Origin of the sequence: Nitrobacter sp. 62-23 (assembly GCF_001897285.1) — a bacterium.
Lineage (GTDB): Bacteria > Pseudomonadota > Alphaproteobacteria > Rhizobiales > Xanthobacteraceae > Nitrobacter.
In genome coordinates this window covers 1-24796 of the sequence record NZ_MKSM01000034.1, presented here as the reverse complement: position 1 = coordinate 24796, position 24796 = coordinate 1, and the positions used below count along the sequence as shown (strand labels likewise).

At 62.9% G+C, this 24796-nt stretch carries 22 protein-coding genes, 1 pseudogene and 2 riboswitches; of the genes and pseudogenes, 13 read left to right on the top strand and 10 right to left on the bottom strand.

Going from position 1 to position 24796, the window contains the following annotated elements; all coding sequences use genetic code 11:
- The first annotated feature begins 38 nt into the window (after positions 1–38).
- Positions 39–185, top strand: a complete 147-nt coding sequence (locus tag BGO16_RS03640; protein WP_292617240.1) for a hypothetical protein — start codon at positions 39–41, stop codon at positions 183–185.
- Positions 186–416: 231 nt separating this feature from the next.
- Here BGO16_RS03640 and BGO16_RS03635 read toward each other — a convergent pair whose 3' ends face one another.
- The 3 genes from BGO16_RS03635 to BGO16_RS03625 form a co-directional block, all read right to left on the bottom strand.
- Positions 417–650 (bottom strand): YMGG-like glycine zipper-containing protein, encoded by a 234-nt coding sequence (locus tag BGO16_RS03635; protein ID WP_292617241.1) that lies wholly within the window; start codon positions 648–650, stop codon positions 417–419.
- 410 nt (positions 651–1060) lie between these two features.
- Positions 1061–2236, bottom strand: a complete 1176-nt coding sequence (locus BGO16_RS03630) for a ribonucleotide-diphosphate reductase subunit beta (protein ID WP_292617239.1) — start codon at positions 2234–2236, stop codon at positions 1061–1063.
- Positions 2237–2297: 61 nt separating this feature from the next.
- The gene (locus tag BGO16_RS03625) at positions 2298–5204 is read right to left on the bottom strand and encodes a ribonucleoside-diphosphate reductase subunit alpha (protein ID WP_292617238.1); all 2907 of its coding nucleotides are present in this window, start codon (positions 5202–5204) and stop codon (positions 2298–2300) included.
- A 107-nt stretch (positions 5205–5311) separates the two neighbouring features.
- A riboswitch (cobalamin riboswitch) is annotated at positions 5312–5533 on the bottom strand.
- A 184-nt stretch (positions 5534–5717) separates the two neighbouring features.
- On the opposite strand from BGO16_RS03625, the gene BGO16_RS03620 reads away from it, so the two are divergent.
- Together BGO16_RS03620 and metE are read left to right on the top strand one after the other, a co-directional pair.
- Entirely contained in the window at positions 5718–6386 is a 669-nt protein-coding gene (locus BGO16_RS03620) for an epoxyqueuosine reductase QueH (protein ID WP_292617237.1), read from the top strand.
- A 36-nt stretch (positions 6387–6422) separates the two neighbouring features.
- Positions 6423–6653: riboswitch (cobalamin riboswitch) on the top strand.
- A 106-nt stretch (positions 6654–6759) separates the two neighbouring features.
- A complete protein-coding gene (metE, locus tag BGO16_RS03615) occupies positions 6760–9096 on the top strand; it encodes a 5-methyltetrahydropteroyltriglutamate--homocysteine S-methyltransferase (RefSeq protein WP_292617236.1) in 2337 nt (778 codons plus the stop codon).
- 356 nt (positions 9097–9452) lie between these two features.
- Here metE and BGO16_RS03610 read toward each other — a convergent pair whose 3' ends face one another.
- On the bottom strand, positions 9453–9728 hold the full coding sequence (locus BGO16_RS03610; protein ID WP_292613052.1) for a metal-sensitive transcriptional regulator: 276 nt from the start codon (positions 9726–9728) through the stop codon (positions 9453–9455).
- Between the two features lie 57 nt (positions 9729–9785).
- Here BGO16_RS03610 and BGO16_RS03605 point away from each other — a divergent pair, with 57 nt between their 5' ends.
- Positions 9786–12278: a heavy metal translocating P-type ATPase gene (locus BGO16_RS03605; protein ID WP_292617235.1), complete on the top strand. Its 2493-nt coding sequence runs from the start codon at positions 9786–9788 to the stop codon at positions 12276–12278.
- A 37-nt stretch (positions 12279–12315) separates the two neighbouring features.
- Here the strand turns inward: BGO16_RS03605 and BGO16_RS03600 are convergent, their stop codons facing one another.
- A complete protein-coding gene (locus tag BGO16_RS03600; RefSeq protein ID WP_292617234.1) occupies positions 12316–12753 on the bottom strand; it encodes a DUF2147 domain-containing protein in 438 nt (145 codons plus the stop codon).
- 408 nt (positions 12754–13161) lie between these two features.
- Between BGO16_RS03600 and BGO16_RS03595 the strand changes: the two genes are divergently transcribed.
- The 9 genes from BGO16_RS03595 to BGO16_RS03555 all read left to right on the top strand — a co-directional run bounded on the left by BGO16_RS03595 (position 13162) and on the right by BGO16_RS03555 (position 19917).
- Positions 13162–13767, top strand: coding sequence for a superoxide dismutase (locus BGO16_RS03595; RefSeq protein ID WP_292617233.1), 606 nt, complete (start codon positions 13162–13164; stop codon positions 13765–13767).
- Between the two features lie 182 nt (positions 13768–13949).
- Positions 13950–14324 carry a fluoride efflux transporter CrcB gene (gene crcB, locus BGO16_RS03590; protein WP_292617232.1) on the top strand — a complete coding sequence of 125 codons (375 nt, stop codon included), beginning with the start codon at positions 13950–13952 and terminating at the stop codon, positions 14322–14324.
- A gap of 135 nt (positions 14325–14459) precedes the next feature.
- Positions 14460–14648 (top strand): hypothetical protein, encoded by a 189-nt coding sequence (locus BGO16_RS03585; RefSeq protein ID WP_292617231.1) that lies wholly within the window; start codon positions 14460–14462, stop codon positions 14646–14648.
- Between the two features lies 1 nt (position 14649).
- The gene (locus BGO16_RS03580) at positions 14650–15405 is read left to right on the top strand and encodes an ABC transporter ATP-binding protein (RefSeq protein WP_292617230.1); all 756 of its coding nucleotides are present in this window, start codon (positions 14650–14652) and stop codon (positions 15403–15405) included.
- A 7-nt stretch (positions 15406–15412) separates the two neighbouring features.
- Positions 15413–16282 (top strand): metal ABC transporter permease, encoded by an 870-nt coding sequence (locus tag BGO16_RS03575; protein WP_292617229.1) that lies wholly within the window; start codon positions 15413–15415, stop codon positions 16280–16282.
- A gap of 2 nt (positions 16283–16284) precedes the next feature.
- The gene (locus BGO16_RS03570) at positions 16285–17223 is read left to right on the top strand and encodes a zinc ABC transporter substrate-binding protein (RefSeq protein ID WP_292617228.1); all 939 of its coding nucleotides are present in this window, start codon (positions 16285–16287) and stop codon (positions 17221–17223) included.
- Between the two features lie 120 nt (positions 17224–17343).
- Entirely contained in the window at positions 17344–18426 is a 1083-nt protein-coding gene (locus BGO16_RS03565; RefSeq protein WP_292617227.1) for a GTP-binding protein, read from the top strand.
- On the top strand, positions 18426–19442 hold the full coding sequence (locus BGO16_RS03560; protein ID WP_292617226.1) for a WD40 repeat domain-containing protein: 1017 nt from the start codon (positions 18426–18428) through the stop codon (positions 19440–19442). The genes BGO16_RS03565 and BGO16_RS03560 overlap by 1 nt, the downstream gene beginning before the upstream one ends.
- A 124-nt stretch (positions 19443–19566) precedes the next feature.
- Entirely contained in the window at positions 19567–19917 is a 351-nt protein-coding gene (locus BGO16_RS03555) for a hypothetical protein (RefSeq protein ID WP_292617225.1), read from the top strand.
- 120 nt (positions 19918–20037) lie between these two features.
- Here the strand turns inward: BGO16_RS03555 and BGO16_RS03550 are convergent, their stop codons facing one another.
- The 5 genes and pseudogenes from BGO16_RS03550 to BGO16_RS03530 all read right to left on the bottom strand — a co-directional run.
- On the bottom strand, positions 20038–21471 hold the full coding sequence (locus tag BGO16_RS03550) for a homospermidine synthase (RefSeq protein ID WP_292617224.1): 1434 nt from the start codon (positions 21469–21471) through the stop codon (positions 20038–20040).
- Positions 21472–21618: 147 nt separating this feature from the next.
- Positions 21619–22602 carry a cation diffusion facilitator family transporter gene (locus BGO16_RS03545; RefSeq protein ID WP_292617223.1) on the bottom strand — a complete coding sequence of 328 codons (984 nt, stop codon included), beginning with the start codon at positions 22600–22602 and terminating at the stop codon, positions 21619–21621.
- Between the two features lie 293 nt (positions 22603–22895).
- A complete protein-coding gene (gene rnk, locus BGO16_RS03540; RefSeq protein ID WP_292617222.1) occupies positions 22896–23291 on the bottom strand; it encodes a nucleoside diphosphate kinase regulator in 396 nt (131 codons plus the stop codon).
- A gap of 346 nt (positions 23292–23637) precedes the next feature.
- Positions 23638–24231, bottom strand: coding sequence for an N-acetyltransferase (locus BGO16_RS03535; RefSeq protein ID WP_292617221.1), 594 nt, complete (start codon positions 24229–24231; stop codon positions 23638–23640).
- Between the two features lie 129 nt (positions 24232–24360).
- Positions 24361–24796, bottom strand: a pseudogene (locus BGO16_RS03530) (ornithine decarboxylase); the annotation flags it as partial.

The window sequence follows — 24796 nt, the reverse complement described above, 5'->3', positions numbered from 1 at the left end:
GGGCCTCGCTGCGGCCATCGGAATAGGGGAGTGCGGCGATGGCTGTCGAGGTCTCCCACCTGCGCTATGTGGTCGCCGCCGCCGAACATCCAAGCTTCGAAGCGGCGCTTGAAGCGCTTCCGTGGCTTGCCAACGCCTTGTCGGCAAGCCACGGAATGTTTCGTAAGGTCAAGCGCTGTGCTTGAGCGTTTCCGACGAAAATACGAACCTTTCGATGTTCTATTTCTTGCTCTATCCCTGCGTCTTTATGCAGTCCCGGAAGCAAAACAGCTGAGCACTTTTGCTAGTCTGGAACTGCTCTAGCGTCTGTTTCAATTTGCGTTGAATCAGAACTCCTTGCTCATCTTTTGTTTGAGCACGATCTTTTCCGAAAACCGGTTTCCACTTTACGAGATCATAAACCTCGACACCCACTCTCAATGACAGTAGCGATTCGGCACTGAATGAGACCGGCCGTTCCGAGCGCGATACCAGCATCGTCCGTTGCGCCAGTAATAGTTATGCCAGCTCCGATGCCGATGATGAGCGCCTGCGACCGCTCCGGCGGTCGCGCCTATTGCAGCGCCACGGCCACCGCCAATTGCTCCGCCAATGATTGCGCCCGATACGGCGCCGCGCCCGACTTGCGCGGAGCTTTCAGTTACCGTCATCGTCGTTCCAACGCCGATGAACAGCAAGAGTGTCAACAAATACTTCATTAGCGGATTTTCCTGTTCAGAGTGTTCATGGAAGGATCCCGATGCATGGAAGTGTCCCGATGGAAGCGCCCCCGATGTTCGGCGGCCTCGAAGCTTCTTTCGTTTCCGCCATCACGCATTCGGCGGGCCGATTTCGCAGAACGATCTTCAACACAAGAGAAGCAATGCCCAACGACAGAAGCGCGCGCGCCCGGAACCGTCGTCCAGTATACGCAAGTGCCCGGCCGCTCGCAATGAGAACCGCGCCCAACACCAACAGTCCGGCACCATCGATCCTTTTCAGGAGAGGGCTGCAAGACGGCGCCGCTGACATCCCTGGTACTCACAATGTCGGCTGTCCGTCATGCTCCAACGCGCCGTCTTCAATCCCAGACGAGCGCACCGCCGTTCTGATATTCGATGACGCGGGTCTCGAAAAAGTTCTTTTCCTTCTTGAGATCCATCGCCTCGCTCATCCACGGGAACGGGTTGTCGGCCTCGGCGAACACCGGCGCCAGTCCGAGTTGAGCGCAGCGGCGATTGGCGATGACGTGCATGTACGTTTCACACAGCGTCGCGTTTAAACCGAGGAATCCACGCGGCATGGTGTCCCGTCCATACGCTGCTTCAAGATCGGCGGCGTTCTTCAGCATGGCGCGCACCTCTTCCTGGAACGATTTAGTCCAGAGATGAGGGTTCTCGATCTTGATCTGGTTGATGACGTCGATGCCGAAATTCAGGTGGATCGACTCGTCACGCAGGATGTACTGGTACTGCTCGGCGATGCCGACCATCTTGTTGCGGCGGCCGAGCGAGAGGATCTGCACAAAGCCGGTGTAGAACCACATGCCCTCGAACACGACGTAGAAGGCGACGAGGTCGCGCAGGAAGGCCTGATCCGCTTCCGGCGTGCCGGTCTTGAAGCCGGGATCGTCGAGATGCTGGGTGTGCTTGAGCGCCCAGGCCGCCTTGTCGGTAATGGATGGCACCTCGCGATACATGTTGAACAACTCGCCCTCGTCGAGGCCGAGGCTTTCGACGATGTACTGGAACGTATGGGTATGCACCGCTTCCTCGAAGGCCTGCCGCAGCAGATATTGCCGGCATTCCGGGTTGGTGAGGTGGCGGTAGATCGCCAGCACGATGTTGTTGGCGACGAGCGATTCGGATGCCGCGAAGAAGCCGAGGTTGCGCTTGATCATGCGTCGCTCGTCGTCGGTCAAGCCGTCCTTCGACTTCCACAGCGCGATGTCGGCCTGCATCGACACCTCGGTCGGCATCCAGTGATTGTTGCAGCCGGAAAGATACTTCTCCCAGGCCCAGCGATACTTCAGCGGCAGCAACTGGTTGACGTCGGCGCGGGCGTTGATCATCCGCTTGTCGTCGACGCGCACCCGCGCGGCGTTGCGGTCGATTTCGCCGAGGCCGGTGGCGTCGGCAAGTGTTTCGATCGTTGTCTCGCGCGCTGCCGAATCGGACTCCGCCCCATCGTGCGCGTGTGTCATCGGCGGGGCAGGTGGCGTCGGCGCGGAAGGGGAGGTGTCGGACCAGTCAAGCATGGTGATGTTCCCTGGATTTCTTAGTCTTCGTCATGGCGTGGCCGGTGGCAGACCAGACGGCTTACTGACACGCCTCGCAGGTGGGATCGTCGATGCGGCAGGCTTTCCAGCCTTCGGTCTCGATAGTGTCGGTAGCGCGGCCATTCGATGACGCTGCCGACACCGACGCCGAGACGGCATTGAGCTTGCCGTCCGTACCCTTCAGCGTCGATTTCTCCACATGCGTGGCGCTGCGCGAGCGCAGGTAGTATGTGGTCTTGAGGCCGCGCTTCCAGGCATGGCGATAGAGCGCATCGAGCTTCTTGCCGCTCGGGTTGGCGATGTAAAGATTGAGCGACTGGGCCTGGTCGATCCACTTCTGCCGGCGCGCGGCGGCGTCGATCAGCCAGGTTGTGTCGATCTCGAAGGCGGTGGCGTAGAGCGCCTTGAGATCGTCCGGCACGCGATCGATTTGGCCCAGGCTGCCGTCGAAGTACTTGAGGTCCGAGATCATCACCTCGTCCCACAATCCGCGCGCCTTGAGATCACGCACGAGATAGGCGTTCACCACCGTGAAGTCGCCGGACATGTTGGATTTGACGTAGAGGTTCTGATAGGCGGGCTCGATCGACTGCGAAACGCCGCAGATATTGGAGATCGTCGCGGTCGGCGCTATCGCCATGCAGTTCGAGTTGCGCATGCCGATTGTCATGACGCGCTGGCGCAGCGTGTCCCAGTCGAGACGGCTGGAGCGGTCGAGGTCGACCGGAGCGCCGCGCGCCTCGTCGACGAGCACAAGCGAATCCAGCGGCAGGATGCCCTTCGACCACAGCGATCCCTCGTATGAAGGATAGCGGCCGCGCTCGGCCGCGAGATCGACCGAGCCGGAGATCGCCCAGTACGCAATCGTCTCCATGCTTTCGTCGGCGAAGAAGGCGGCCTCATCTGAGGCGTAGGGCAACCTCAGGATGTTGATCGCATCCTGGAAGCCCATGATGCCGAGCCCGACCGGTCGATGGCGCAGGTTTGAGGTCCGTGCTTCCGGAATTGTGTAGAAATTCACGTCCAGCACGTTGTCGAGCATCCGCATCGCGGTCTTCACCGTGCGCGCGAGGTGCTCGTGGTCGAGCCTGCCGTCATGCAGATGGTTGACGAGATTGACCGAGCCGAGATTGCACACCGCGACCTCGGTGTTTGAGGTGTTGAGCGTAATCTCGGTGCAGAGGTTCGAGGAATGCACGACGCCGCAATGCTGCTGCGGCGAGCGCAGGTTGCACGGGTCCTTGAATGTGATCCAGGGATGCCCGGTCTCGAACAGCATGGTCAGCATGCGCCGCCACAGGTCGATAGCGCGGACTTGCTTCGTCACCCGCATCTCGCCGCGCGCGGCCTTCTCTTCATAGAAGGCATAGCGTTCGGCGAAAGCCTTGCCGGTGAGGTCGTGCAGGTCCGGCGTCTCGTCCGGAGAGAACAAGGTCCAGGCACCGTCTTCCTCGACCCGCTGCATGAAGAGGTCCGGCACCCAGTTCGCCGTATTCATGTCATGGGTGCGGCGACGGTCGTCGCCGGTGTTCTTGCGCAGATCGAGAAACTCCTCGATGTCGATGTGCCAGGTCTCGAGATACGCGCACACCGCGCCCTTGCGCTTGCCGCCCTGGTTGACGGCGATCGCGGTGTCGTTCGCAACCTTCAGGAACGGCACAACGCCCTGGCTTTCGCCGTTGGTGCCCTTGATGTGCGCGCCGAGCCCGCGCACGCGCGTCCAGTCGTTGCCGAGGCCGCCGGCGTATTTCGACAGCAGCGCATTGTCCTTGATCGCCTTGAAGATGCCGTCGAGATCGTCGGCCACCGTCGTGAGAAAGCAGGACGAGAGCTGCGGCCGCAACGTTCCGGCGTTGAACAGCGTCGGCGTTGAGGCCATGAAGTCGAACGACGAAAGCAGGTCGTAAAAGGCGATCGCTTTCTCCTCCCTGTCGATCTCGCGCAGCGCCAGCCCGCAGGCGACGCGCATGAAAAACGCCTGCGGCAGTTCGAAACGCGTGCCGCGGACATGCAGGAAGTAGCGATCGTAAAGCGTCTGAAATCCGAGATAGTCGAACTGCAGGTCGCGCTCCGGCTTCAGCGCGGCCGCAAGCCGGTCAAGATCGAAGCGCGCGATCTCCGGATCGAGCAGCTCGTTGGCGATGCCGGTTTGCACATAGGCGCGGAAATAGTCCGCGTAACGCCCCGCCATCTCCGCCTGGGTCGCCTGCTCGGGACGTCCGGCAACGAAGCTCAATGCCTCGCGGCGCAGCTTGTCGAGCAGAAGCCGTGCGCTGGCCTTGGCGTAGTCCGGATCGGTCTCGACCAGCGTGCGCGCCGCGAGGATCGGCGCCAGCGCCAGTTCATCCGCGCTAATACCATCGTAGAGATTGCGATGCGCCTCGGTCAGAATGGTTTCGGCAACAGCGCCGTCGAGGCCGGCGCAGGCTTCCTCCACCACAGTGGCGAGGCGCCTGGTGTCGAGAGGCGTCAACGATCCGTCCGCCGACTTCATCCGCAATGCAGGCGTCGCCGCCGCGCCGCCCTTCTTCGCTTTCGACTCCTGCGCCTTGGTCCGCTGGCGCGCCCGTTCCTCGCGATAGAGCACATAGGCGCGCGCGACCTTGTGATGCTCGCTTCGCATCAGCGCGAGTTCGGCCTGGTCCTGAATGTCCTCGATGTGAAAGGTGCGGCCGGCGTCGGTGCGCCGGGTCAGGTTGGCGACGATCTGGCCGGTCAGCTCGGCGACGATGTCGTGGACCCGGCGCGAGGCGGCGGCGCTGCTGCCCTCGACCGCGAGGAATGCCTTGGTCAGCGCGACCGCAATCTTCGTGGAATCGAACGGCGAGACCGATCCGTTGCGTCGGATGACCTGATACGCGGGTTCGCTGGATGGCGCCGCAGCCGAAGCGGATAAAGACGGACGCACGGAACGCGCAGCGGATGCAGTTTCGGTTGCGACGGACATCGCTCAAACCCCGGTTTTGTTGCGAGCGGGGTCGTGCGGAGACGCGCGCAGGAATGCCGCGGCAAAGCCGCCACCTGACAAGCGACCCGCCGGGACCCCCGCCCAGGGAACGTTTTTGCTGTCGCGGCAGGTCTCCTGGCTCGCGGGTCCCAGCGTCAGTCCGGTCTTCCCGGGACCTTGCGATCCCAGTGACAATAAAGTGGACTTCGGCTCGCCGCTTACAGTTGCGGGGGCAGCGCCGGCATTGCCGGGTCATTTGCCCCAGCGCACCAGCTTCCCTCTTAGCTCTCGGTATTGCGACTCGAGAGACCGTGACCACTATATTTAGTATCTCTACCTCATTCAGTGTCAACAGATCGTTTCAGATCCCGACGCGGAATACTCGCAATCCACAGCGGGACGAAACCGGCTCACTGTTCGCCCCGCTCTTGACGCTCCGGCCGTTCAGACCTTTATCTCCGCAGATACGCCGCGCATCCCACGTCTCGCGGCTCAACCCGCCGAGCCTGACCCGTGAACGACTTCGTCCGACTGAACCTGACGCCCCCGAACGGGCAGAACAAAGTGCTTCTGCACTCCTGTTGCGCGCCTTGCTCAGGCGAGGTGATGGAGGCGATGCTGGCCTCGGAGATCGATTACACGATCTTTTTTTACAACCCGAACATCCATCCGCTGAAAGAATATCTGCTGCGCAAGGACGAGAACGTCCGCTTCGCGGAGAAGCACGGCGTGCCGTTCGTCGATGCCGATTACGACAAGGACAACTGGTTCGCGCGCGCCAAGGGCATGGAGTGGGAACCGGAACGCGGCGCGCGGTGCACCATGTGTTTCGACATGCGCTTCGAACGCACCGCGCTCTATGCGCACGAACACGGATTTCCGGTGATGACGTCCTGCCTCGGCATCTCCCGGTGGAAGAACATGGCGCAGATCAATGATTGCGGCCATCGCGCGGCCGGACGTTATGAAGGGCTGTCGTATTGGGATTTCAACTGGCGCAAGGGCGGCGGCGCGCAGCGGATGATCGAGATCAGCAAGCGCGAGGAATTCTATCAGCAGGAATATTGCGGCTGCGTTTATTCGCTGCGCGACACCAATCAACACCGCAGGGAGCAGGGCCGTCCGCCGATCGTGATCGGCACGCAATTCTATCGGAACGAGAACGATTCGGATTTGACCTGATCCGCCTTGGCGGTTGACGCTGCCTGCCCGCTGGCCCATAGGATTGATCGTCGAGGTTCTCCGGGACATTCAAGCCCGGAGCTAAGAGGGAAGCCGGTGCGCTCTGGTCGATGGGCCTTCGTCCATGGATTGGCAATGCCGGCGCTGCCCCCGCAACTGTAAGCGGCGAGCCGTGGTCCATCAGTGTCACTGGGAGTAATCCCGGGAAGGCCGGACCGAAGCCGAGACCCGCGAGCCAGGAGACCTGCCCCGGCAACATAGTCGTCCTCGGGCGGGGTGTCCCGGTGGTGCGCTTGCGGTTTTCATGGCAAGCCTCGCCAGGATTCCCATGCCGCGTCGCTAAGGCCCAGCCCCCAACACATGGGGTAAAGCCGTGTCAGTTTTCTCTGTTCCTGTCGCCACGCTCGGCACGCCGCGCATCGGCCCGCGTCGCGAATTGAAAATCGCGCTCGAAAGCTATTGGTCGGGCAAGTCCAGCGAATCCGCGCTGCTTGAAGCGGCGGCCGGCTTGCGTGCCGCGAACTGGGCGCGCCAGAAGTCGCTCGGCGTCACCGTCATCCCGTCGAACGATTTCACGCTCTATGATCATGTGCTCGACACCAGCGTCATGGTCGGCGCGATCCCGGACATCTACGGATGGGAAAGCGGGCCGGTGCCGGTCGCGACCTATTTCGCGATGGCGCGTGGCGCGCAGGGCGGAATTGGCGATGCGGCCTGCGCGCATGGTCATCAGGGTGACGGTCACGCTCACGGCGCGCCGGCGCAGGAAATGACCAAGTGGTTCGACACCAATTATCATTACATGGTGCCGGATTTCGGAAAGGGCCAACGGTTTGAACTCTCGTCGCTCAAGGCTGTCGATGAATATCGCGAGGCCAAGGCGCTGGGGTACCGGACACGGCCGGTGCTGCTCGGGCCCGTCACCTATCTGAAACTCGGCAAGAGCAAGGACGCGGATCTCGATCCGCTGTCGCTGCTTTCCGGTCTGCTGCCGGTCTATATCGAGGTGCTCAAGCGCCTCGCCGCGGAGGGCGCGGAGTGGGTGCAGCTCGACGAGCCCTGTCTCGTTCTCGATCTCGACGATGCGACCCGCAAGGCGTTGCGCGCGACATATGAACAGCTCGCGGGCGCGCTGCCAAATTTGAAGATCATGCTGACTACTTATTTCGGCGGCCTTGGCGACAACCTCGATACCGCACTCTCGTTGCCGGTCGCGGGTCTTCATCTGGATCTCGTCCGAGCTCCGGAACAGCTCGACATCGTGGCGGCAAAAGCGCGGCGCGATCTGGTCCTGTCGCTCGGCGTGATCGACGGCCGCAATATCTGGCGCGCCAACCTGCCGGCGCTGCTTGAGCGTCTCGAACCCTTGGTCGCCAGCCGCGGTGTCGATCGCGTGCAGATCGCGCCGTCCTGCTCGCTTCTGCATGTGCCGATCGACGTTTCGCTGGAAACCGATCTGGATGCCGAGCTGAAAAGCTGGCTCGCGTTCTCGGTGCAGAAGATGGGTGAGCTGGCGACGCTGGGCGAAGCCTTGGTTAGAGGCCGCGCCTCGGTCAGTGATGCCATGAAAGCATCGGCAGACGCCGCGGCGGCGCGCAAGGCGTCGCCGAAGGTTCATGACGCCGTGGTTGCGGCACGGATCGGAGCGGTCACGCCCGGCATGGCCCGGCGCAAGAGCGCCTTTGCGGATCGCGCGAAGTTGCAGCGGGACCGCTTCGGTCTTCCGTCGTTCCCAACAACGACCATCGGTTCGTTCCCTCAGACCGCCGAGGTCCGCAAGGCGCGGTCGGCGCACGTCAAGGGCGCACTGAGCGATGCTGACTATGAGACGTTTTTGCGAGAGGAGACGGCGCGCACCATCCGCTGGCAGGAAGATATCGGCCTCGACGTGCTCGTGCATGGTGAGTTCGAGCGCAACGACATGGTGCAGTATTTCGGCGAGCAGCTTTCCGGATTCGCTTTCACCAGGCACGGCTGGGTGCAGAGCTACGGCTCGCGCTGCGTCCGTCCGCCGATTCTGTTCGGCGACGTGTCCCGGCCCAGCCCGATGACCGTCGGCTGGTGGACATACGCGCAATCGCTGACATCGAGGCCGATGAAGGGCATGCTCACCGGCCCCGTGACCATCCTCAACTGGTCCTTCGTGCGCGATGATGTGCCGCGCAGCCTCGCCTGCCGGCAGATCGCGCTCGCGATCCGCGATGAGGTCGCCGACCTGGAGACGGCCGGTGCATCGATGATCCAGATCGACGAGGCTGCGCTGCGCGAAGGACTGCCGCTCCGCCGGTCCGAATGGAAGGCGTATCTCGACTGGGCCGTCGAATGTTTCCGTCTGTGCGCGAGCGGCGTCGCCGATGCGACCCAGATCCACACTCATATGTGCTATTCGGAATTCAACGACATCATCGACGCGATCGCGGCGATGGACGCCGACGTCATTTCGATCGAGACGTCGCGCTCCAAGATGGAACTGCTCGACGCCTTCAGGAACTACAAATACCCGAACGAAATAGGTCCCGGCGTCTACGACATTCACTCCCCGCGCGTGCCTGCGGTCGATGAGATGACGAGCCTGCTCAAGCTTGCGCGGCAGCGCCTTTCCGATACCCAGCTCTGGATCAATCCGGATTGCGGGCTGAAGACCCGCAAGTGGGAGGAAGTCAAGCCGGCACTCATAAATATGGTCGAGGCGGCGAGACAGATGCGTTAAAGCGTTTTCGAGCAAAGCAAAACCCGGCTCGCGTGAAGAGAACGCGTCAAAGCAAGAAGCCGGAGTCTTTTACCCTCTCCGGGAACGGTGAAAGACTCCGGTGCGAGAAAAAAGCGGAAGCGGGTTTCGCCCGTCCGCTCTCGACTTTTCGAAGCCAGTCACGTTGATGATTTCGGATCGGTTGATCCAGAATCATCGTGATCCATCACCTGAAACATCCAGATCGCGCCGGGGCCTGCGCTTTTTACCGCTTTCAGGAAAAAGCGTGCGTCGAGAGGCAAAATGTTGCCCGTGCGACCTCTCGAGTGAAGGCCGCATGCGACGTACTGAACTCATTTGGCGGTTATGCGTTCGACTTACCGGTCCGCCCGCTCGATGACGGCCATCAGCTCGGCAATCTTGCGGCGCTGATCGGCCTTGTTGCCGCTTGTGATCGCATGCTCGACACAATGCGCCACATGGTCCTTGAGCACTTCCTCCTCGACCCGCCGGAGCGCGGCGCGCACGGCCGAAATCTGCGTCACGATGTCGATGCAATAGCGGTCTTCATCGACCATTCGCGACAGGCCACGCACCTGGCCTTCGATCCGGCTCAATCGTTTGCGGCAGGACGCCTTGAGATTATCGCGCATGCGCAGTATATACCCCTACAGGGTATATTCTGCAAGCGCCGAACGTGGAGACTCCGGATGAGCGCAGCCGAACAGGCGACCTCGAAAAATGGCTGCTGCAGCGCGGCCGGAACGCAGGCTGCGTCTTCCACCGACGCATCCGACGGCTCGAATTGCTGCGGCGGGAACGCCATGACCGAGCATGACCATGGCGCGCACGCGCTCCATGACAAACACGCATCTCATCACGATCAGCATCCTGTCGTCGATACGAATGACGGGAAAGTCCTTGATCCTGTCTGCGGCATGAGCGTCGACCCGCAGAACAGCAAGCATCGCTTCGATCATCACGGCACGACCTATCACTTCTGTTCCGCCGGCTGTCGGACCAAATTCGCCGCGTCGCCGCAGTCGTATCTCGACAAGTCCAAGGCTCCGTCGCCGGCGGATGTCCCCGAAGGCACCATCTACACCTGTCCGATGCACCCGGACGTCCGTCAGGTCGGCCCCGGCGCTTGTCCCATCTGCGGAATGGCGCTGGAGCCCGAACTGGTGTCGCTGGATGACGCGCCTAATCCTGAACTTGCGGACATGTCGCGGCGTTTCTGGATCGGATTGATCCTCGCGCTGCCTGTGATCGTGCTGGACATGGGGGGACACATTGCGGGAGCGCATGGCTGGGTCGAGCCGACGCTGTCGAACTGGATTCAGTTCGCCTTTGCGACGCCGGTGGTGATCTGGGCCGGCTGGCCGTTCTTCGTGCGCGGCTGGCAGTCGCTGCTGACGCGCAACCTCAACATGTTCACGCTGATCGCGATGGGTACCGGCGTGGCCTATCTCTACAGCATTGCCGCCACCTTCGGGCCGGGACTATTTCCGCCGGCCTTTCGCGGGCACGACGGCGCGGTCGCCGTCTATTTCGAGGCGGCAGCGGTCATCACGATCCTGGTGCTGCTCGGGCAGGTGCTTGAACTGCGCGCGCGAGAGGCGACATCGGGTGCGATCAAGGCGCTGCTCGATCTCGCGCCGAAGAACGCGCGCCGCGTCGACGAGTCGGGCGCGGACCACGACGTGGCGCTCGACGACATTGTCGTCGGCGATCGCCTCCGCGTGCGTCCCGGCGAGAAGGTGCCGGTGGATGGCGTCATCGCGGACGGCCGCTCGTCGCTCGATGAGTCCATGGTGACCGGAGAATCGATGCCGGTCAGCAAGGAAGCCGGCGCCAAAGTGATCGCCGGCACCATCAATCGCTCGGGAAGTTTCGTGATGCGGGCCGAGAAGATCGGACGTGACACGCTGCTGTCCCGGATCGTACAGATGGTCGCGCAGGCGCAGCGGTCGCGCGCGCCGATCCAGCGTCTGGCCGATCAGGTGGCCGGCTGGTTCGTGCCGGCCGTCATCGCCGCGGCCGTGGCGGCGTTCGCGGTCGGGGCTTTGGTTGGACCCGAGCCGCGTCTCGCCTTCGGTCTGGTCGCCGGAGTGAGCGTGCTGATTATCGCGTGCCCCTGCGCGCTGGGCCTTGCGACGCCGATGTCGATCATGGTCGGCGTCGGGCGCGGCGCGCAGGCCGGCGTCCTGATCAGGAACGCCGAGGCGCTGGAGCGCATGGAGAAGGTCGATACGCTGGTGGTCGACAAGACCGGCACGTTGACGGAAGGAAAACCCAGGCTCGTCGCCATCGAGGCCGCGGAAGGTTTTCACAAGGACGATCTGCTGCGGCTCGCTGCGAGCGTCGAACGATCCAGCGAACATCCTCTCGCTGACGCTATTACGGCCGCGGCGAAGCAACGCAATCTGGCGCTGAACGACGTGCAGGAGTTCGATGCGCCGGCCGGAAAAGGCGTGAGCGGAAAGGTCGATGGCAGGACGGTGCTGATCGGATCGGCCGCGTTTCTTGAATCCGCGCAGGTTGCCGTTGCCGGAATGACGCCCCGCGCCCAGCGGCTGCGCGCCGCTGGAGCCACCGTCATCAACATCGCGGTCGACGGCAAGCTGGCCGGTCTGTTCGCGATCGCCGATCCGGTGAAGCCGTCGACGCCGGCCGCCCTGAAAGCGCTGGCCGGCGAGGGCGTCAAGGTCGTCATGCTGACCGGCGACAACCGCACCACCGCCGATGCGGTCGCAAAGCAGCTTGGCATCGCCGAGGTCGAGGCGGATGTTTTGCCGGAGCAGAAGAGCGCCATCGTCACCCGGCTTCAGAAGGAGGGGCATGTCGTGGCGATGGCCGGAGACGGCACCAACGACGCTCCGGCGCTCGCCTCCGCCGATGTCGGCATCGCCATGGGCACCGGGACCGATATCGCCATGGAGAGCGCCGGCGTGACGCTGCTCAAGGGCGATCTCGGCGGTATCGTTCGCGCCCGTCGTCTCTCCGAGGCGACCATGCGCAACATCCGGCAAAACCTGATCTTCGCCTTCGTCTACAACGCCGCCGGCATCCCGATCGCGGCCGGCGTTCTTTATCCGGTCTTCGGCCTGCTGCTGTCCCCGATCGTGGCGGCGGCGGCGATGGCGCTGTCGTCGGTGAGCGTCGTCGGTAACGCGCTGCGGCTGCGCGCGGCAAAACTTTGAAGGCGAGACGTTGAGGGCGAGCGCCGTTGTCCGTTATTCAGCGGCGGGAACGTGTCCACATCTCCCCGCCGCACAACCCGCCGACGCAGCCTTCCACGCGCAATGCGCCGGCGCTGGCGACGGAAATGCTGCTGGCGTAGCTGTTGCCATCGTCGGCGTTGTAGATCGTGCCGGACCATTTGTTCGGGCCGCTCGGCGACATGCCCTGGAACAGTGGCAGCCCGATCATCGGTCGTTTGGCCAGCGACGGATTGCGATTCTTGTCATCGACGGCCGGCCGTCCGGTCGCGGGATCGACGGGGCTGCGCAGCCAGACCACCACGCCGCAAATTCCACCGCGGCATTTGCTGATACGGACCTTGGCGTCACCGGCCTGCGTCAGCCAGATGCCGGTGGGATCGGGCGCTGTCTGCGCATCGGCGACGGATAGGGCGGCGGCAAGGATCGCAATCGTGAAACCGGATCGCACGAGCATGACAACCTCCAGAGCAATCCGGTGTGCATAACAAAAAAAAGGAGTCGTGCCACGTCATATGGAAGGTGAAGCCGTGTTCGCGACAGGATGTCTCACGATCGGTGGTCTGTCTAAAGCGAGCCGGAAGCGCCGCCTAACGGTTATATCCCGACATGACCGATCGGTGCGATCCATCAAATGCAAACGCCCGCCCTGAGGTTGCCCGGCCCGCTCGCGAAGGCTGACATCGGCGGCAGCCGCGCGTCCCATGAATACGCAGCCTGCAAGACCGAAGACTCAACGTTGACCGCCCCTATGTTATGGTATGTAACGGCTATCGTAGTATCTACGGCGATGGAACCCTCAACAGAGGGTCTCGTCAGATCCTCTAGTTCCCACCAGTTCTCCCATCAATTCGGACAATAACCCATGACCTTCACGCTTCCGAACCTGCCTTATTCCTACGATGCGCTCGCGCCCCATATGTCGCGAGAAACCTTGGAATATCATCACGATAAGCACCATCAGGCGTACGTGACCAACGGCAACAACGCGATCAAGGGGACCGAATTCGAAGGCAAATCGCTCGAAGACATCGTCAAGACTTCGTATGGCAAGAGCGCGTTCGTGGGTGTCTTCAACAACGCCGGTCAGCACTACAACCACCTGCATTTCTGGCAGTGGATGAAGCCAAACGGCGGCGGCGACAAGCTGCCCGGCCGCCTGGAGAAGAAGATTGCCGAGGATCTGGGCGGTCTGGACAAATTCAAGGCCGCTTTCGCCGCGGCCGGCGCCGGGCAGTTCGGGTCCGGCTGGGCCTGGCTGCAGGTGAAGAACGGCAAGCTCGAAGTCACCAAGACGCCGAACGGGGAAAATCCGCTGATTCACGGCGCGACCCCGATCCTTGGCTGCGACGTCTGGGAGCATTCCTATTACATCGACTACCGCAACCGCCGTCCCGACTACCTGAAGGCGTTCCTGGATCATCTGGTGAACTGGGAATACGTGGACGAGCTTTTGGGCAAGGCCTCCTGACGGCCTCTCTGCCGAGATTGTGAGAATTCAAAAGGCGGCACGATGGTGCCGCCTTTTTTATCGCTCTTAAGCACCCGATGGTGCGGCCGCCTTGCCGCGTCGAAGCATTTTCGGCAAGACACAACGCGCGAGACAATGACGGCCGATTAGCGGGCGCGAGGCTTTCAACGACAGGACAAACGATGAATTATCTTCTGGTTTTTGTCGGCGGCGGCCTCGGCGCGACCTTTCGGCATGGGATCAATATTTTGTGCGCGCGGATTTTCGGGACGCATTTTCCGTTCGGCACATTTTTCATCAATATTTCCGGTTCGCTCGTGATGGGCCTGATCGCCGGCTATCTCGCGTTCAAGGGCAGTGCCGCGCAGCCGTGGCGGCTGTTCGTGATGACCGGGGTTCTCGGCGGCTACACCACCTTCTCGACATTCTCGCTCGATTCCGCGCTGTTGTACGAACGCGGTGAGATCGGCCTGGCGGCCCTCTATGTGGCTGGCTCGCTCGTGCTGGCGATCGCAGGCCTGTTCGCCGGTCTCGCGCTGGTTCGCCATCTGGCGTGAAACGGGGCCGCCTTGCGGCCCGTCGCGTCGGGAGGCCTTCTCCGCTGGACACCTGTGATGTTATAATATAACGATTATATCAGGATATTGGCAGTCTGACTCCTTATCCCGTTCCTGGATCGGAAAGCGTATCAAGTGCTCCATTCTCACGATCGCGACCATGGTCATGCTCACGAGCATGGGCACACCCACGGTCCGTCCACGCCCCATCCGGCCCAGGCGGTGCCGTGGTCCATCCTGCGGATGGCGCTGGCGGCGCGGCTCGGCGCCGCGCTTGCGGTCAGCGCCGGGCTTTGGGCCGCCGTGCTGCTGGCGATGAGGTGAGATGGCGGCGCAACTGCAGTTCCGCGACGTCACTCTCGGCTATGACCGGCATCCGGCCGTTCATCACCTGAGCGGCGAAGTTGCGTCCGGTGCGCTGCTGGCGGTCGTCGGTCCGAACGGCGCGGGCAAGTCGACGCTGTTTCGCGGCATCGTCGGCATCCTGAAGCCGCTGGCCGGGTCGATCTTGCGCGGCAAGCGCGACCTCCGCGACATCGCCTATCTGCCGCAGAGCGCCGAGATCGACCGCAGCTTTCCGATTTCGGTGTTCGATTTCACCGGCTCCGGGCTGTGGCGCGCCACCGGCGCGTTCGGCGCATTGGGCCGTTCCGGGCGCGCGAAGATCGTGGATGCGTTGGCGGCGGTCGGCCTCAACGGATTCGAAAACCGCCCCATCGGCACGCTGTCGGGCGGGCAGATGCAGCGGATGCTGTTCGCGCGGGTGTTGTTGCAGGATGCGGCCGTGATCGTGCTGGACGAGCCGTTCAACGCGATCGACGCCAAGACCTCGGCCGATCTGCTCGCTCTGGTGCGACGCTGGCACGAGGAGAAACGCACGGTGCTCGCGGCGCTGCACGACATGGATCTGGTGCGCGCGAATTTTCCGCAGACGCTTCTGCTGGCGCGCGGCGAAGTGGCGTGGGGAGCGACGACGCAGGTGCTGACATCGGACAATCTCGCGCGCGCCCGGCAGATGTGCGAAGCCTTCGACGACGGCGCCGCGGCCTGCGCGGCGCACCTGCCGCCGCGCGCGGCCTGAGGCACTTATGGTCTACGACTGGCTGGTCGCTCCCTTCGCCGATTTCGAATTCATGCGCCGTGCGCTGGCGGCGTCGATTGCGCTCGCGCTCGGCGCGGCGCCGATCGGCGTGTTCCTGATGCTGCGGCGGATGAGTCTCGTCGGCGATGCGATGGCGCATGCGATCCTGCCGGGAGCGGCCATCGGCTTCCTGCTGTCGGGCCTCAATCTGTTCGCGATGACGGCCGGCGGGTTGATCGCGGGGTTCGCGGTGGCGATTCTGGCCGGCGTGGTGTCGCGCGTCACCGAACTGAAAGAGGATGCGTCGCTCGCGACCTTTTATCTCGCCTCGCTTGCGCTCGGCGTCACCATCGTGTCGGTCAAGGGCACCAACATCGATCTGCTGCATGTGCTGTTCGGCAATATCCTTGCGATGGACAACCAGACGCTGATCGTGATCGCGATCAACGCCACCGTGACGCTTGTGGTTCTCGCCGTGATCTATCGCCCGCTGGTGATCGAATGCGTCGATCCGCTGTTTCTGCGCACCGTGAGCCGTGCGGGCGCGCCGGCGCATCTGGCGTTTCTAGCGCTCGTCGTCATCAATCTGGTCAACGGCTTCCACGCGCTGGGCACGCTGCTGGCGGTCGGGCTGATGGTGCTGCCGGCCGCCATTGCGCGGTTCTGGGCGCGCGACATCACCGGCATGATGATGGTCGCCGTCGTCAGCGCGATGCTGTCGGGGTACGCAGGACTGGTGCTGTCATTCCACAGCAAGGTGCCGTCGGGGCCTGCGGTCATTCTGGTCGCCACCGCGCTTTATGTGATGTCGGTGCTGTTCGGCAGCGTCGGCGGGATGCTTCGGCAGCTTTTCCCCGCGCCCCATCTCGAAGCCTGATGATGGCGCGGTCTTTCCGTCTCGTATTCTGGGCACTCGCGATGGTGCTGGCGTCGCTGGCTCCCGCTCGCGCCCAAAGTCATGACGGCACCGGCAGTGATCATCGTATCGCGGTCGTCGCAAGCTTCTCCATCCTCGGTGATTTCGCCAAGGAAGTCGGAGGCGTGCGGGTTGATGTCACGACGCTGGTCGGGACCAATGGCGACGTGCATATGTTCACCCCGACGCCGGCGGACGTCAGGAAAGTCGCAGCCGCGAAACTGGTGATCGTCAACGGTCTCGGCCTTGAAGGCTGGCTCCCGCGGCTGGTGCAAGCCTCCGGTGGTCATGCGGCGATCGTGGTTGCGTCCAGCGGCGTTGCCTTGCGCGGGGCGGACGCTGGCGAAGGGCACAGCGCCGGACATGACGAAGACCCGGCCGATCCACATGCATGGCAATCCGTCGCCAATGCCAGGATCTACGTCACCAATATTCGCGATGGTCTGATCGCGGCGGATCCGCCGGGTGAGACGCTTTATCGGGCCAATGCGGCGGCCTATCTGTCCAAACTCGATACGCTGGATCGGGAGGTTCGCGGTGCGGTGGAGCGGATTCCGCCCGAGCGGCGCAAGGTGATCTCGACCCATAATGCGTTTGGCTATTTCGAGGCGGCCTATGGCATCGCTTTCATCGCCCCGCAGGGCGTCTCGACCGACAGCGAGCCGAGCGCGCGCGACATCGCCATGACGGTCAAGCAGATCAGAAATGCGAAGATCCCGGCCATTTTCCTGGAGAATCTCAGTGATGAGCGGCTGATCCGTCGGATTGCGGCTGAATCCGGGGCGCAGGTCGGGGGGACCTTGTATTCCGACAGCTTGAGCGACGAAAAGGGCGATGCCCCCACTTACATTGCCATGGTCAGGCATAATATAAAGGCACTGACGAGCGCGCTGGCGGAATGATCGAGCGGTGCCTTCCTTGCCGTCCCGACCGGGAAGTCAGGGCTGTTCGCTGCTATCTGTGCGCGCCATTGAACCCCAGCCTCTCCCGCAAGGGGAGGGGAGCAGCCGCGAGTTGAATTGATGTCCGATGTGAACGCTTCTGCCTCGACGAAAATCCCCGTGACCGTGCTCACGGGCTATCTCGGCGCAGGCAAGACCACGTTGTTGAATCGTATCCTGTCTGAAAATCACGGCAAGAAATACGCCGTGATCGTCAACGAGTTCGGGGAGGTCGGCATCGACAACGACCTGATCATCGGCGCGGACGAGGAAGTATTCGAAATGAACAACGGCTGCGTCTGCTGCACGGTGCGCGGCGACCTCGTGCGCATTCTCGAAGGCCTGATGAAGCGCAAGGGCAAGTTCGACGCCATCATCGTGGAGACTACGGGCGTTGCCGATCCGGCGCCGGTCGCGCAGACCTTTTTCGTCGACGAGGACGTGCAGAATAATGCGCGGCTTGATGCCGTGGTTACGGTCGCCGACGCCAAATGGTTGAGCGAGCGGCTGAAGGATGCGCCCGAGGCCAAGAACCAGATCGCCTTCGCCGACGTCATCGTGCTCAACAAGACCGATCTGGTTTCCAAGTCCGAACTGGCCGAGGTTGAAGGGCGGATACGCGGCATCAATCCTTACGCCAAGTTGCATCACACCGAGCGCTGCCAGGTGGCGCTGTCGGATGTTCTGGAACGCGGCGCGTTCGATCTCGACCGTATCCTCGAACTCGAGCCGGATTTCCTCGCCAAGGACGATCACGATCATCACCATGATCACGATCATCATCATGACCACCACGATCATGACCACGACCATCATCATGACCATGATCACGAGCACGACCATGGCCTGAAGCACTACCATGACGAAGAGATGCAATCGATGTCGTTACGCTCGGACAAGCCGCTCGATCAGGAGAAGTTCATGCCGTGGCTACAGGAACTGCTGGCGGCGGAAGGACAGAAGATCCTGCGCTCGAAGGGCATTCTCGCTTTCGCCGACGATAACGATCGCTACGTTTTCCAGGGCGTTCACATGATGCTGGAGGGCAGCCGCCAGCGCGAGTGGAAACCCGGTGAGAAACGAGAAAGCCGCGTCGTCTTCATCGGTCGCGAATTGCCGGAAGCGCTGATCCGCGAAGGCTTCCAGAACTGCATCGCCGCGTGATGACCATCTCCAGCGCTCCACAGCAGAACTCCATCACCACGATCGGCGAACGCGTGCGTCCCGTCGCCATCGGCACGCCGGTTGCCGCCGTGTATTTCATCGGCGACCGCGCCGCCTTCGTCGGAGACGAGGAGACGATCACGCTGGTTTCCGGCGACGGCGAGAAGGTCGCGGCGACCGTTCATGGCGGCGCGATCCTGTCGTCGGTTTCGGACGGCAAACGGATCATCACGGGGGGCGATGACGGCAAGGTTGTCGCGCTCGACATGAAGGGCGAGAGTTCGGTCCTCGTGACCGACGCGAAACGCCGCTGGATCGACAATGTTGCGGTTCATCCAGACGGCGCGATCGCGTGGTCGGTCGGCAAGACCGCGTTTGTGCGCGGGGCCAAGGGCGAAGACAAGTCGATCGAAGCGCCATCGAGCGTCGGCGGACTCGCCTTCGCGCCGAAAGGCCTGCGGCTTGCGCTCGCGCATTACAACGGCGTGACCTTGTGGTTTCCCAACATGACGGCGCAGCCGGAACGGCTGGAATGGGCCGGCTCGCACCTCGGCGTCATGTTCAGCCCCGACAGCAGGTTTATCGTCACCGCCATGCACGAGCCGGCGCTGCACGGCTGGCGGCTGGCCGACGCGCAGCACATGCAGATGACCGGCTATCCGAGCCGCGTCAAATCGCTGTCATGGAGCCCGGGCGGGAAGGCGCTGGCCACATCCGGAGCCGACCGGGTGGTGGTGTGGCCGTTCGCCAGCAAAGACGGCCCAATGGACAAGGAGCCGTTGATGCTGGCGCAATTGCAGGCGCGCGTCACCGCGGTCGCATTCCACCCCACGCAGGACTTCCTTGCCGCCGGCTACGAGAACGGCGTTATCCTGATGGTTAAGATTGCCAACGGTGCCAAGGTCGCCGTTCGCCGCGACGGCGACGCACCTGTCGCAGCGCTGGCATGGAATGCGAAAGGCTCCATGCTGGCTTTTGCGCTTCAAAACGGCGACGCGGGACTGGCCGAACTGTAGTCGCGCACCTCGACGGAATATTTCGATTATTCCCGTCGTTGTCGGGCGTTGCGCGCCTTTGGTTCCGGGGAGGAACTTTGCATGCGCCGGGTCGTTGGTTCGCCAAATAATTTGCGGTCAACTGATGCATGCGAACAAACGCGCGTCCGGCGCCAGGTCACGTAACGCGGGAAAAGGTCTGGCGATCGCGGTGCTGATCGCCGCGACAGGCATGGCTGCGCCCGGCGGTTCGCTGATGCAACCCGCGCAAGGGCAGACCGCGATCGCGCAGCAGACACAGACGCCGTCGCAAATTCCCGCCGTGCCCGCGGGCAAGCAGAATGGGCCTGCGGACGCCAAGCCGGGCGGCACCCGTCCCACCACGCCAGCACCGGAGCCCGCACAGCCCGATGCCGATGCACGGAAGGCCGGCGCTCAACCGGCGCTTCCATCTGCGCCGGCGGAGAAGACCGCGCCGCCGATCAAGGAAAAGTAGGCGGTGCTATTTCAGTCGTTCCCGCGGACGTCGAAACACCAGCGTGATTCAGTATCCCGTCATTCCGCAACGATACGCCAGCGGGCCTGCGCCCCGCATCCTCGAATGACGATCATTGAATCACCGCACCAGCACGTTCCTGAACTGCCACGGATCCGAGCTATCGATGTCTTCCGGAAAAAGTCCGGGGCGATCAGTGAGCGGCGTCCAGTCGGTGTAGAAGCCTTTCACCGGACCGAGATAAGGCCGCTGGATTTCGAGGCAGCGGCGGAAGTCCATCTCGTCCGCTTCCACGATGCCGGCTTCCGGGTTTTCCAGCGCCCAGACCATGCCCGCGAGCACGGCGGATGAGACCTGCAGGCCGGTCGCGTTCTGATAGGGCGCCACGCGGCGAGCTTCCTCGATCGAGAGCTGCGAGCCGTACCAGTAGGCGTTCTTGCCGTGTCCATAGACCAGCACGCCAAGCTCGTCGATGCCGTCGACGATCTCAGTCTCGTCCAGAATGTGCCACTTCGGCTGCATCCTGCCTTCCGCGCCGAACATCTCGTGCAGCGACAGCACGGCGTCGTTCGCGGGATGGTAGGCGTAGTGGCAGGTCGGGCGATAGATCACGTTCTGGCCGTCGCGCACGGTGAAATAGTCGGCGATCGAGATCGACTCGTTATGCGTGACCAGAAACCCGTATTGCGGTCCCGGTGTCGGGCACCATGAGCGGACGCGCGTATTGCCGCCGGGTTGCAGCAAATAGATCGCGGCCTGACATCCCGTGTCGTGCTTGCAGGCGTTGTTCGGCATCCACGTCTCGTGCGTGCCCCAGCCGAGTTCAGCCGGCTGCAGGCCCTCGGAGACGAACCCTTCGACCGACCAGGTGTTGACGAACACGTTCATCGGCTTCGGTGTCCTGGCGCGCTGTGTGTCGCGCTCGGCGATGTGGATGCCCTTGACGCCGAGCTTGTGCGCAAGCTGGCCCCAGCCTTCGCGGCTCTTCGGTTCGTTGAACTCCGTCCCGGTGTCGCGCGCGATGTCGAGCAGCGCCTGCTTGACGAACCACGACACCATGCCGGGGTTGGCGCCGCATGTTGAGACCGCGGTTGTGCCGCCCTCGCTCCTGCGCTTGGCGGCGAGCAGCGTTTCGCGCAGCGCGTAGTTGGAGCGCTTTTCCGGGCCAGCGCTCTTGTCGAAATAGAATCCGAGCCACGGCTCGACCACGGTGTCGATGTAGAGTGACCCGATCTCGCGGCACATGGTCATGAGATCGACGGAGCCGGTGTCCACGGACAGATTGACGCAGAAGCCCTGTCCGCCGCCTTGCGTCAGCAGCGGAACAAGGACGTCGTGATAGTTGTCGCGCGTGATGGCCTGCTTGATGAATTTGACGCCGTGCTTTTTCGCCAGCGTGTCGTCCGCATGCGGATCGATGATGACGAAGCGGGATTTGTCGAATTCGAAATGCTTCTCGATCAGCGGCAGGGTGCCTTTGCCGATCGAACCGAAACCGATCATGACGATCGGGCCGGTGATGCGTGCATGCACGGACGAAGCATTAGACGGCATCATATATCTCCGGATTGTGGGGGGAGGGATGGCAGGCCGGCAAAAGGGGCCAAGGGCACATTTGAAAACGACAAAACGCCGATGAAATCAAGCCCCGCGCGCGGTTGAGCGAGCGCCGGCGGCTACGCGATCATGAATGTCACGTGATCACACCACGTGGTCGGGTGCGAGCGCGCAGTCGGCGTCGACCGATGTCTCGATCTGCAGCGTGACGTGGCCGATGCCGAAGCGGCGCTGCAGTTCGCGACAGGTATCGGTCAGGAATGCGTCGCCGGGATTTCCCGCCGGCATGACCAGATGCGCGGTCAGCGCGGTCTCGGTGGTGCTCATCGGCCAGATATGGAGGTCGTGGATCGAGGCGACGTCGGGATGCTCGCCGAGGAAGACGCGCACGGCGACCGGGTCGATACCGGCAGGCACCGCTGCCAGCGTCATTGCGGTGCTTTCGCGCAGAAGGCCCCACGTGCCCCAGACGATGACAGCAACGATGACGAGACTCATCGCCGGATCCAGCCACAACCATCCCGTCATCATCATCGCCGCGGCGGCCAGGACAACGCCGAGCGAGACGGCGGCATCCGCCATCATGTGAAGGTAGGCGCCGCGAATATTGAGGTCGGTGCGGCGGCCCGATGCGAACAGCCATGCCGTGATGCCGTTGATGACGATTCCGATCGCGGCGACCACCATCACCGTCAGGCTTGCGATCGGTTCGGGATGGATCAGCCGCTGGATCGCTTCCAGCAGGATCGCGCCGCACGCAATGAGCAGAAGGATCGCGTTCACCAGTGCGGCCAGGATCGAGGTTTTGCGCAAGCCATAAGTCAGGCGCGGCGTCGGCGGGCGGCGCGACAGCACAGCCGCGATCCACGCAACAACCAGGCCGAGCACGTCGGACAGATTGTGTCCGGCATCCGCGAGCAGCGCCGTGGAATTCGCGGCGAAGCCGTAGCCGGCCTCGACCAGAACGAACGCCGTATTCAGCCCGATCCCGATGACGAAGGCGCGGCCGAAGTCCGTGGTGTGGGCATGACCGCAATGACCATGCGCACCGTGATCATGTCCGCCATGATCGTTCCCATCGCGCGCGTGGTGGTGATCGGACTGGTCATGAGGATGGCTGCCCGGCATATGCCAAGTCTAGAGCCTTTTCGCTTCTGATGGTATCAGAAGCGAGGCTCTATGATTTTTGTTTTGACGCGTTTCTTCACGCGAACCGGTATCCACCCTCGGGGCAAGCCCGAGGATATGCTTCGCTCGAAAAACGCCTTGGCATCCGCCGGGAGGTCTGGCGACGGCGGCAGGACGCGATCATCGCGGTGATATTTTATAACGTAACGTGCCTATCCACGCCTGCGCGGGAATAAGCACGTCGCCTGGATCACCAGGTCACGATCACTTGGCCACCGATCACCCGACGGCGCTCACCCGACGGCGCTCACCGTCAGCGAACGCCAGCCTCCGGACGGTGTCTGGAACTCGATGCTCTGTCCCGCGGACAGCCCGATGAGCGCCGCGCCGATGGGCGTGAGGATCGAGATCTTGCCGGCATCGACGTCGGCGTCTTCGGGGTAAACCAGAGTGACCGTTCGCTGCTGGCCGCTGATGTCGTCGACGAAGGTCACTTCGGACTGCATTGTCACGACGTTGCGCGCCGGCCGGTCGGCCGGGATGATCTCGGCGCGGTCGATTTCACGCGCGAGAAATTCCGCCGTCGCCGGATATTTTTCCATTGCGGCCTCGGCAAGGTGACGCAGGCGATCGATGTCGCGCGCGCTGATGGCAATGGCGGGGAGACGGGTCTGCAGATTGTCCAGCATGTTGTTCACCGCGAATTGGCCGTGTCGGGATCGGTGCGATCACGACCGGGGTGGCACGGCTCGCGATGCACGATGCATCGCTCAATGTGCCTGGATTAAAAGTGTTCGGTTGGGGATGCAGTCGAACTATCCCGGACGGCACGGACGCGCGCGTCCGTCCGGGTCACCGTCCTGCTTGGAGGTGACCTGCGCGTAGCAACAAACGGTTATTGCAGGCATTCGACATCATTCTTCAAAAGTAAGGCGATCCGCAGCGAAGTCAATGTGTGGACCGCGACATCTTGGCGCGAGTCGGCGGTGATCGGGCCTCGCTCGCCGGAGCGAGTGTTTCTCGCCCTGGTTCCGTTTACGCCGCTCGCGGCAGCGGCCGCCATCGCGCATGATCTTTCTGCGCTCCCGGCGCAATAACGCCGATCGCTGTAATCAGACCCGAGGCGCCTTTCAGCGCACCCGCGCGCAGTTCGAGCGCCAGCAGCCGCTCGGGTTCGAACGGGCCGGGCAGGGACAGATTGCCGGTCACAAGCGCGGAAAATCCGAAGCGCGAATAGTATGCTGCCTCGCCGAGCAGGATCACCGCGCCGTGGCCGCGCGCCCGCGCGACACGGAGCGCGCGCGTCATCAACGTGGCGCCTGTGCCAAGTTTGCGGCAGGATGCATCGACCGCGAGCGGCCCGAGCATCAGCGCCGGAACGCCTCCAGCGCTGACGTGCCACAGCCGCACGGTGCCGACCAGCCTGCCTCGACGCGTGGCCGTGAAGGCGAGGCCATCGGCGGGCATACGTCCGACGCGCAGGCGCTGACAGGTGCGCGCATGGCGGTTTTCGCCGAAGCTCGCGTCAAGCAGCGCCTCGCGCGCGGCGACGTCCGAAGGGCGCTCGGCGCGGATGACGAACGGAGTGGCTTCGGTGTGATCGGCGATCTTGGTCAGACCAGTGGCCATGGCGCGTCAGTCCCCACTCCAGCGGACAGGTGACCGCGGAGTTGTCAGCAAAACAACTGTGACGGGGTGGAAGCCGGCGGCCCGGCTTCCGGTTCTCGTTCATCTCCCGCAACCGGGAGAGCTTGCGCCTCAGATGTGGTACGTCTTCAACGGCGGGAAGCCGTTGAAGGCCACAGACGAGTAAGTCGACGTATAGGCGCCGGTGCCTTCGATCAGCAGCTTGTCGCCGATCTCCAGCGTCACCGGAAGCGGATACGGCTGCTTCTCGTAGAGCACATCGGCGGAGTCGCAGGTCGGCCCGGCCAGCACGCACGGCGTCATCTCGGCGCCGTCATGCCGCGTCCTGATGGCGTAGCGGATCGACTCGTCCATGGTCTCGGCAAGTCCGCCGAACTTGCCGATGTCGAGATAGACCCAGCGGTTCTCGTCGTCGTCGCTCTTCTTCGAGATCAGAACGACCTCCGCCTCGATCACGCCGGCGTTGCCCACCATGCCGCGGCCCGGCTCGATGATGGTCTCCGGGATCTGGTTGCCGAAGTGCTTGCGCAGCGCGCGGAAGATCGAC

What these genes read in the sequence shown, in the direction of transcription:
- BGO16_RS03565 (WP_292617227.1), top strand. Translation starts at nt 17,344, where the DNA reads ATGTCCGATGTGAACGCTTCTGCCTCGACGAAAATCCCCGTGACCGTG.
- BGO16_RS03550 (WP_292617224.1), bottom strand. Translation starts at nt 21,471, where the DNA reads ATGCCGTCTAATGCTTCGTCCGTGCATGCACGCATCACCGGCCCGATC.
- BGO16_RS03555 (WP_292617225.1), top strand. Translation starts at nt 19,567, where the DNA reads ATGCATGCGAACAAACGCGCGTCCGGCGCCAGGTCACGTAACGCGGGA.
- BGO16_RS03595 (WP_292617233.1), top strand. Translation starts at nt 13,162, where the DNA reads ATGACCTTCACGCTTCCGAACCTGCCTTATTCCTACGATGCGCTCGCG.
- crcB (WP_292617232.1), top strand. Translation starts at nt 13,950, where the DNA reads ATGAATTATCTTCTGGTTTTTGTCGGCGGCGGCCTCGGCGCGACCTTT.
- BGO16_RS03535 (WP_292617221.1), bottom strand. Translation starts at nt 24,231, where the DNA reads ATGGCCACTGGTCTGACCAAGATCGCCGATCACACCGAAGCCACTCCG.
- BGO16_RS03630 (WP_292617239.1), bottom strand. Translation starts at nt 2,236, where the DNA reads ATGCTTGACTGGTCCGACACCTCCCCTTCCGCGCCGACGCCACCTGCC.
- BGO16_RS03575 (WP_292617229.1), top strand. Translation starts at nt 15,413, where the DNA reads ATGGTCTACGACTGGCTGGTCGCTCCCTTCGCCGATTTCGAATTCATG.
- BGO16_RS03560 (WP_292617226.1), top strand. Translation starts at nt 18,426, where the DNA reads ATGACCATCTCCAGCGCTCCACAGCAGAACTCCATCACCACGATCGGC.
- BGO16_RS03600 (WP_292617234.1), bottom strand. Translation starts at nt 12,753, where the DNA reads ATGCTCGTGCGATCCGGTTTCACGATTGCGATCCTTGCCGCCGCCCTA.
- BGO16_RS03605 (WP_292617235.1), top strand. Translation starts at nt 9,786, where the DNA reads ATGAGCGCAGCCGAACAGGCGACCTCGAAAAATGGCTGCTGCAGCGCG.
- BGO16_RS03625 (WP_292617238.1), bottom strand. Translation starts at nt 5,204, where the DNA reads ATGTCCGTCGCAACCGAAACTGCATCCGCTGCGCGTTCCGTGCGTCCG.
- BGO16_RS03570 (WP_292617228.1), top strand. Translation starts at nt 16,285, where the DNA reads ATGGCGCGGTCTTTCCGTCTCGTATTCTGGGCACTCGCGATGGTGCTG.
- BGO16_RS03545 (WP_292617223.1), bottom strand. Translation starts at nt 22,602, where the DNA reads ATGCCGGGCAGCCATCCTCATGACCAGTCCGATCACCACCACGCGCGC.
- BGO16_RS03640 (WP_292617240.1), top strand. Translation starts at nt 39, where the DNA reads ATGGCTGTCGAGGTCTCCCACCTGCGCTATGTGGTCGCCGCCGCCGAA.
- BGO16_RS03580 (WP_292617230.1), top strand. Translation starts at nt 14,650, where the DNA reads ATGGCGGCGCAACTGCAGTTCCGCGACGTCACTCTCGGCTATGACCGG.
- rnk (WP_292617222.1), bottom strand. Translation starts at nt 23,291, where the DNA reads ATGCTGGACAATCTGCAGACCCGTCTCCCCGCCATTGCCATCAGCGCG.
- BGO16_RS03610 (WP_292613052.1), bottom strand. Translation starts at nt 9,728, where the DNA reads ATGCGCGATAATCTCAAGGCGTCCTGCCGCAAACGATTGAGCCGGATC.
- BGO16_RS03635 (WP_292617241.1), bottom strand. Translation starts at nt 650, where the DNA reads ATGACGGTAACTGAAAGCTCCGCGCAAGTCGGGCGCGGCGCCGTATCG.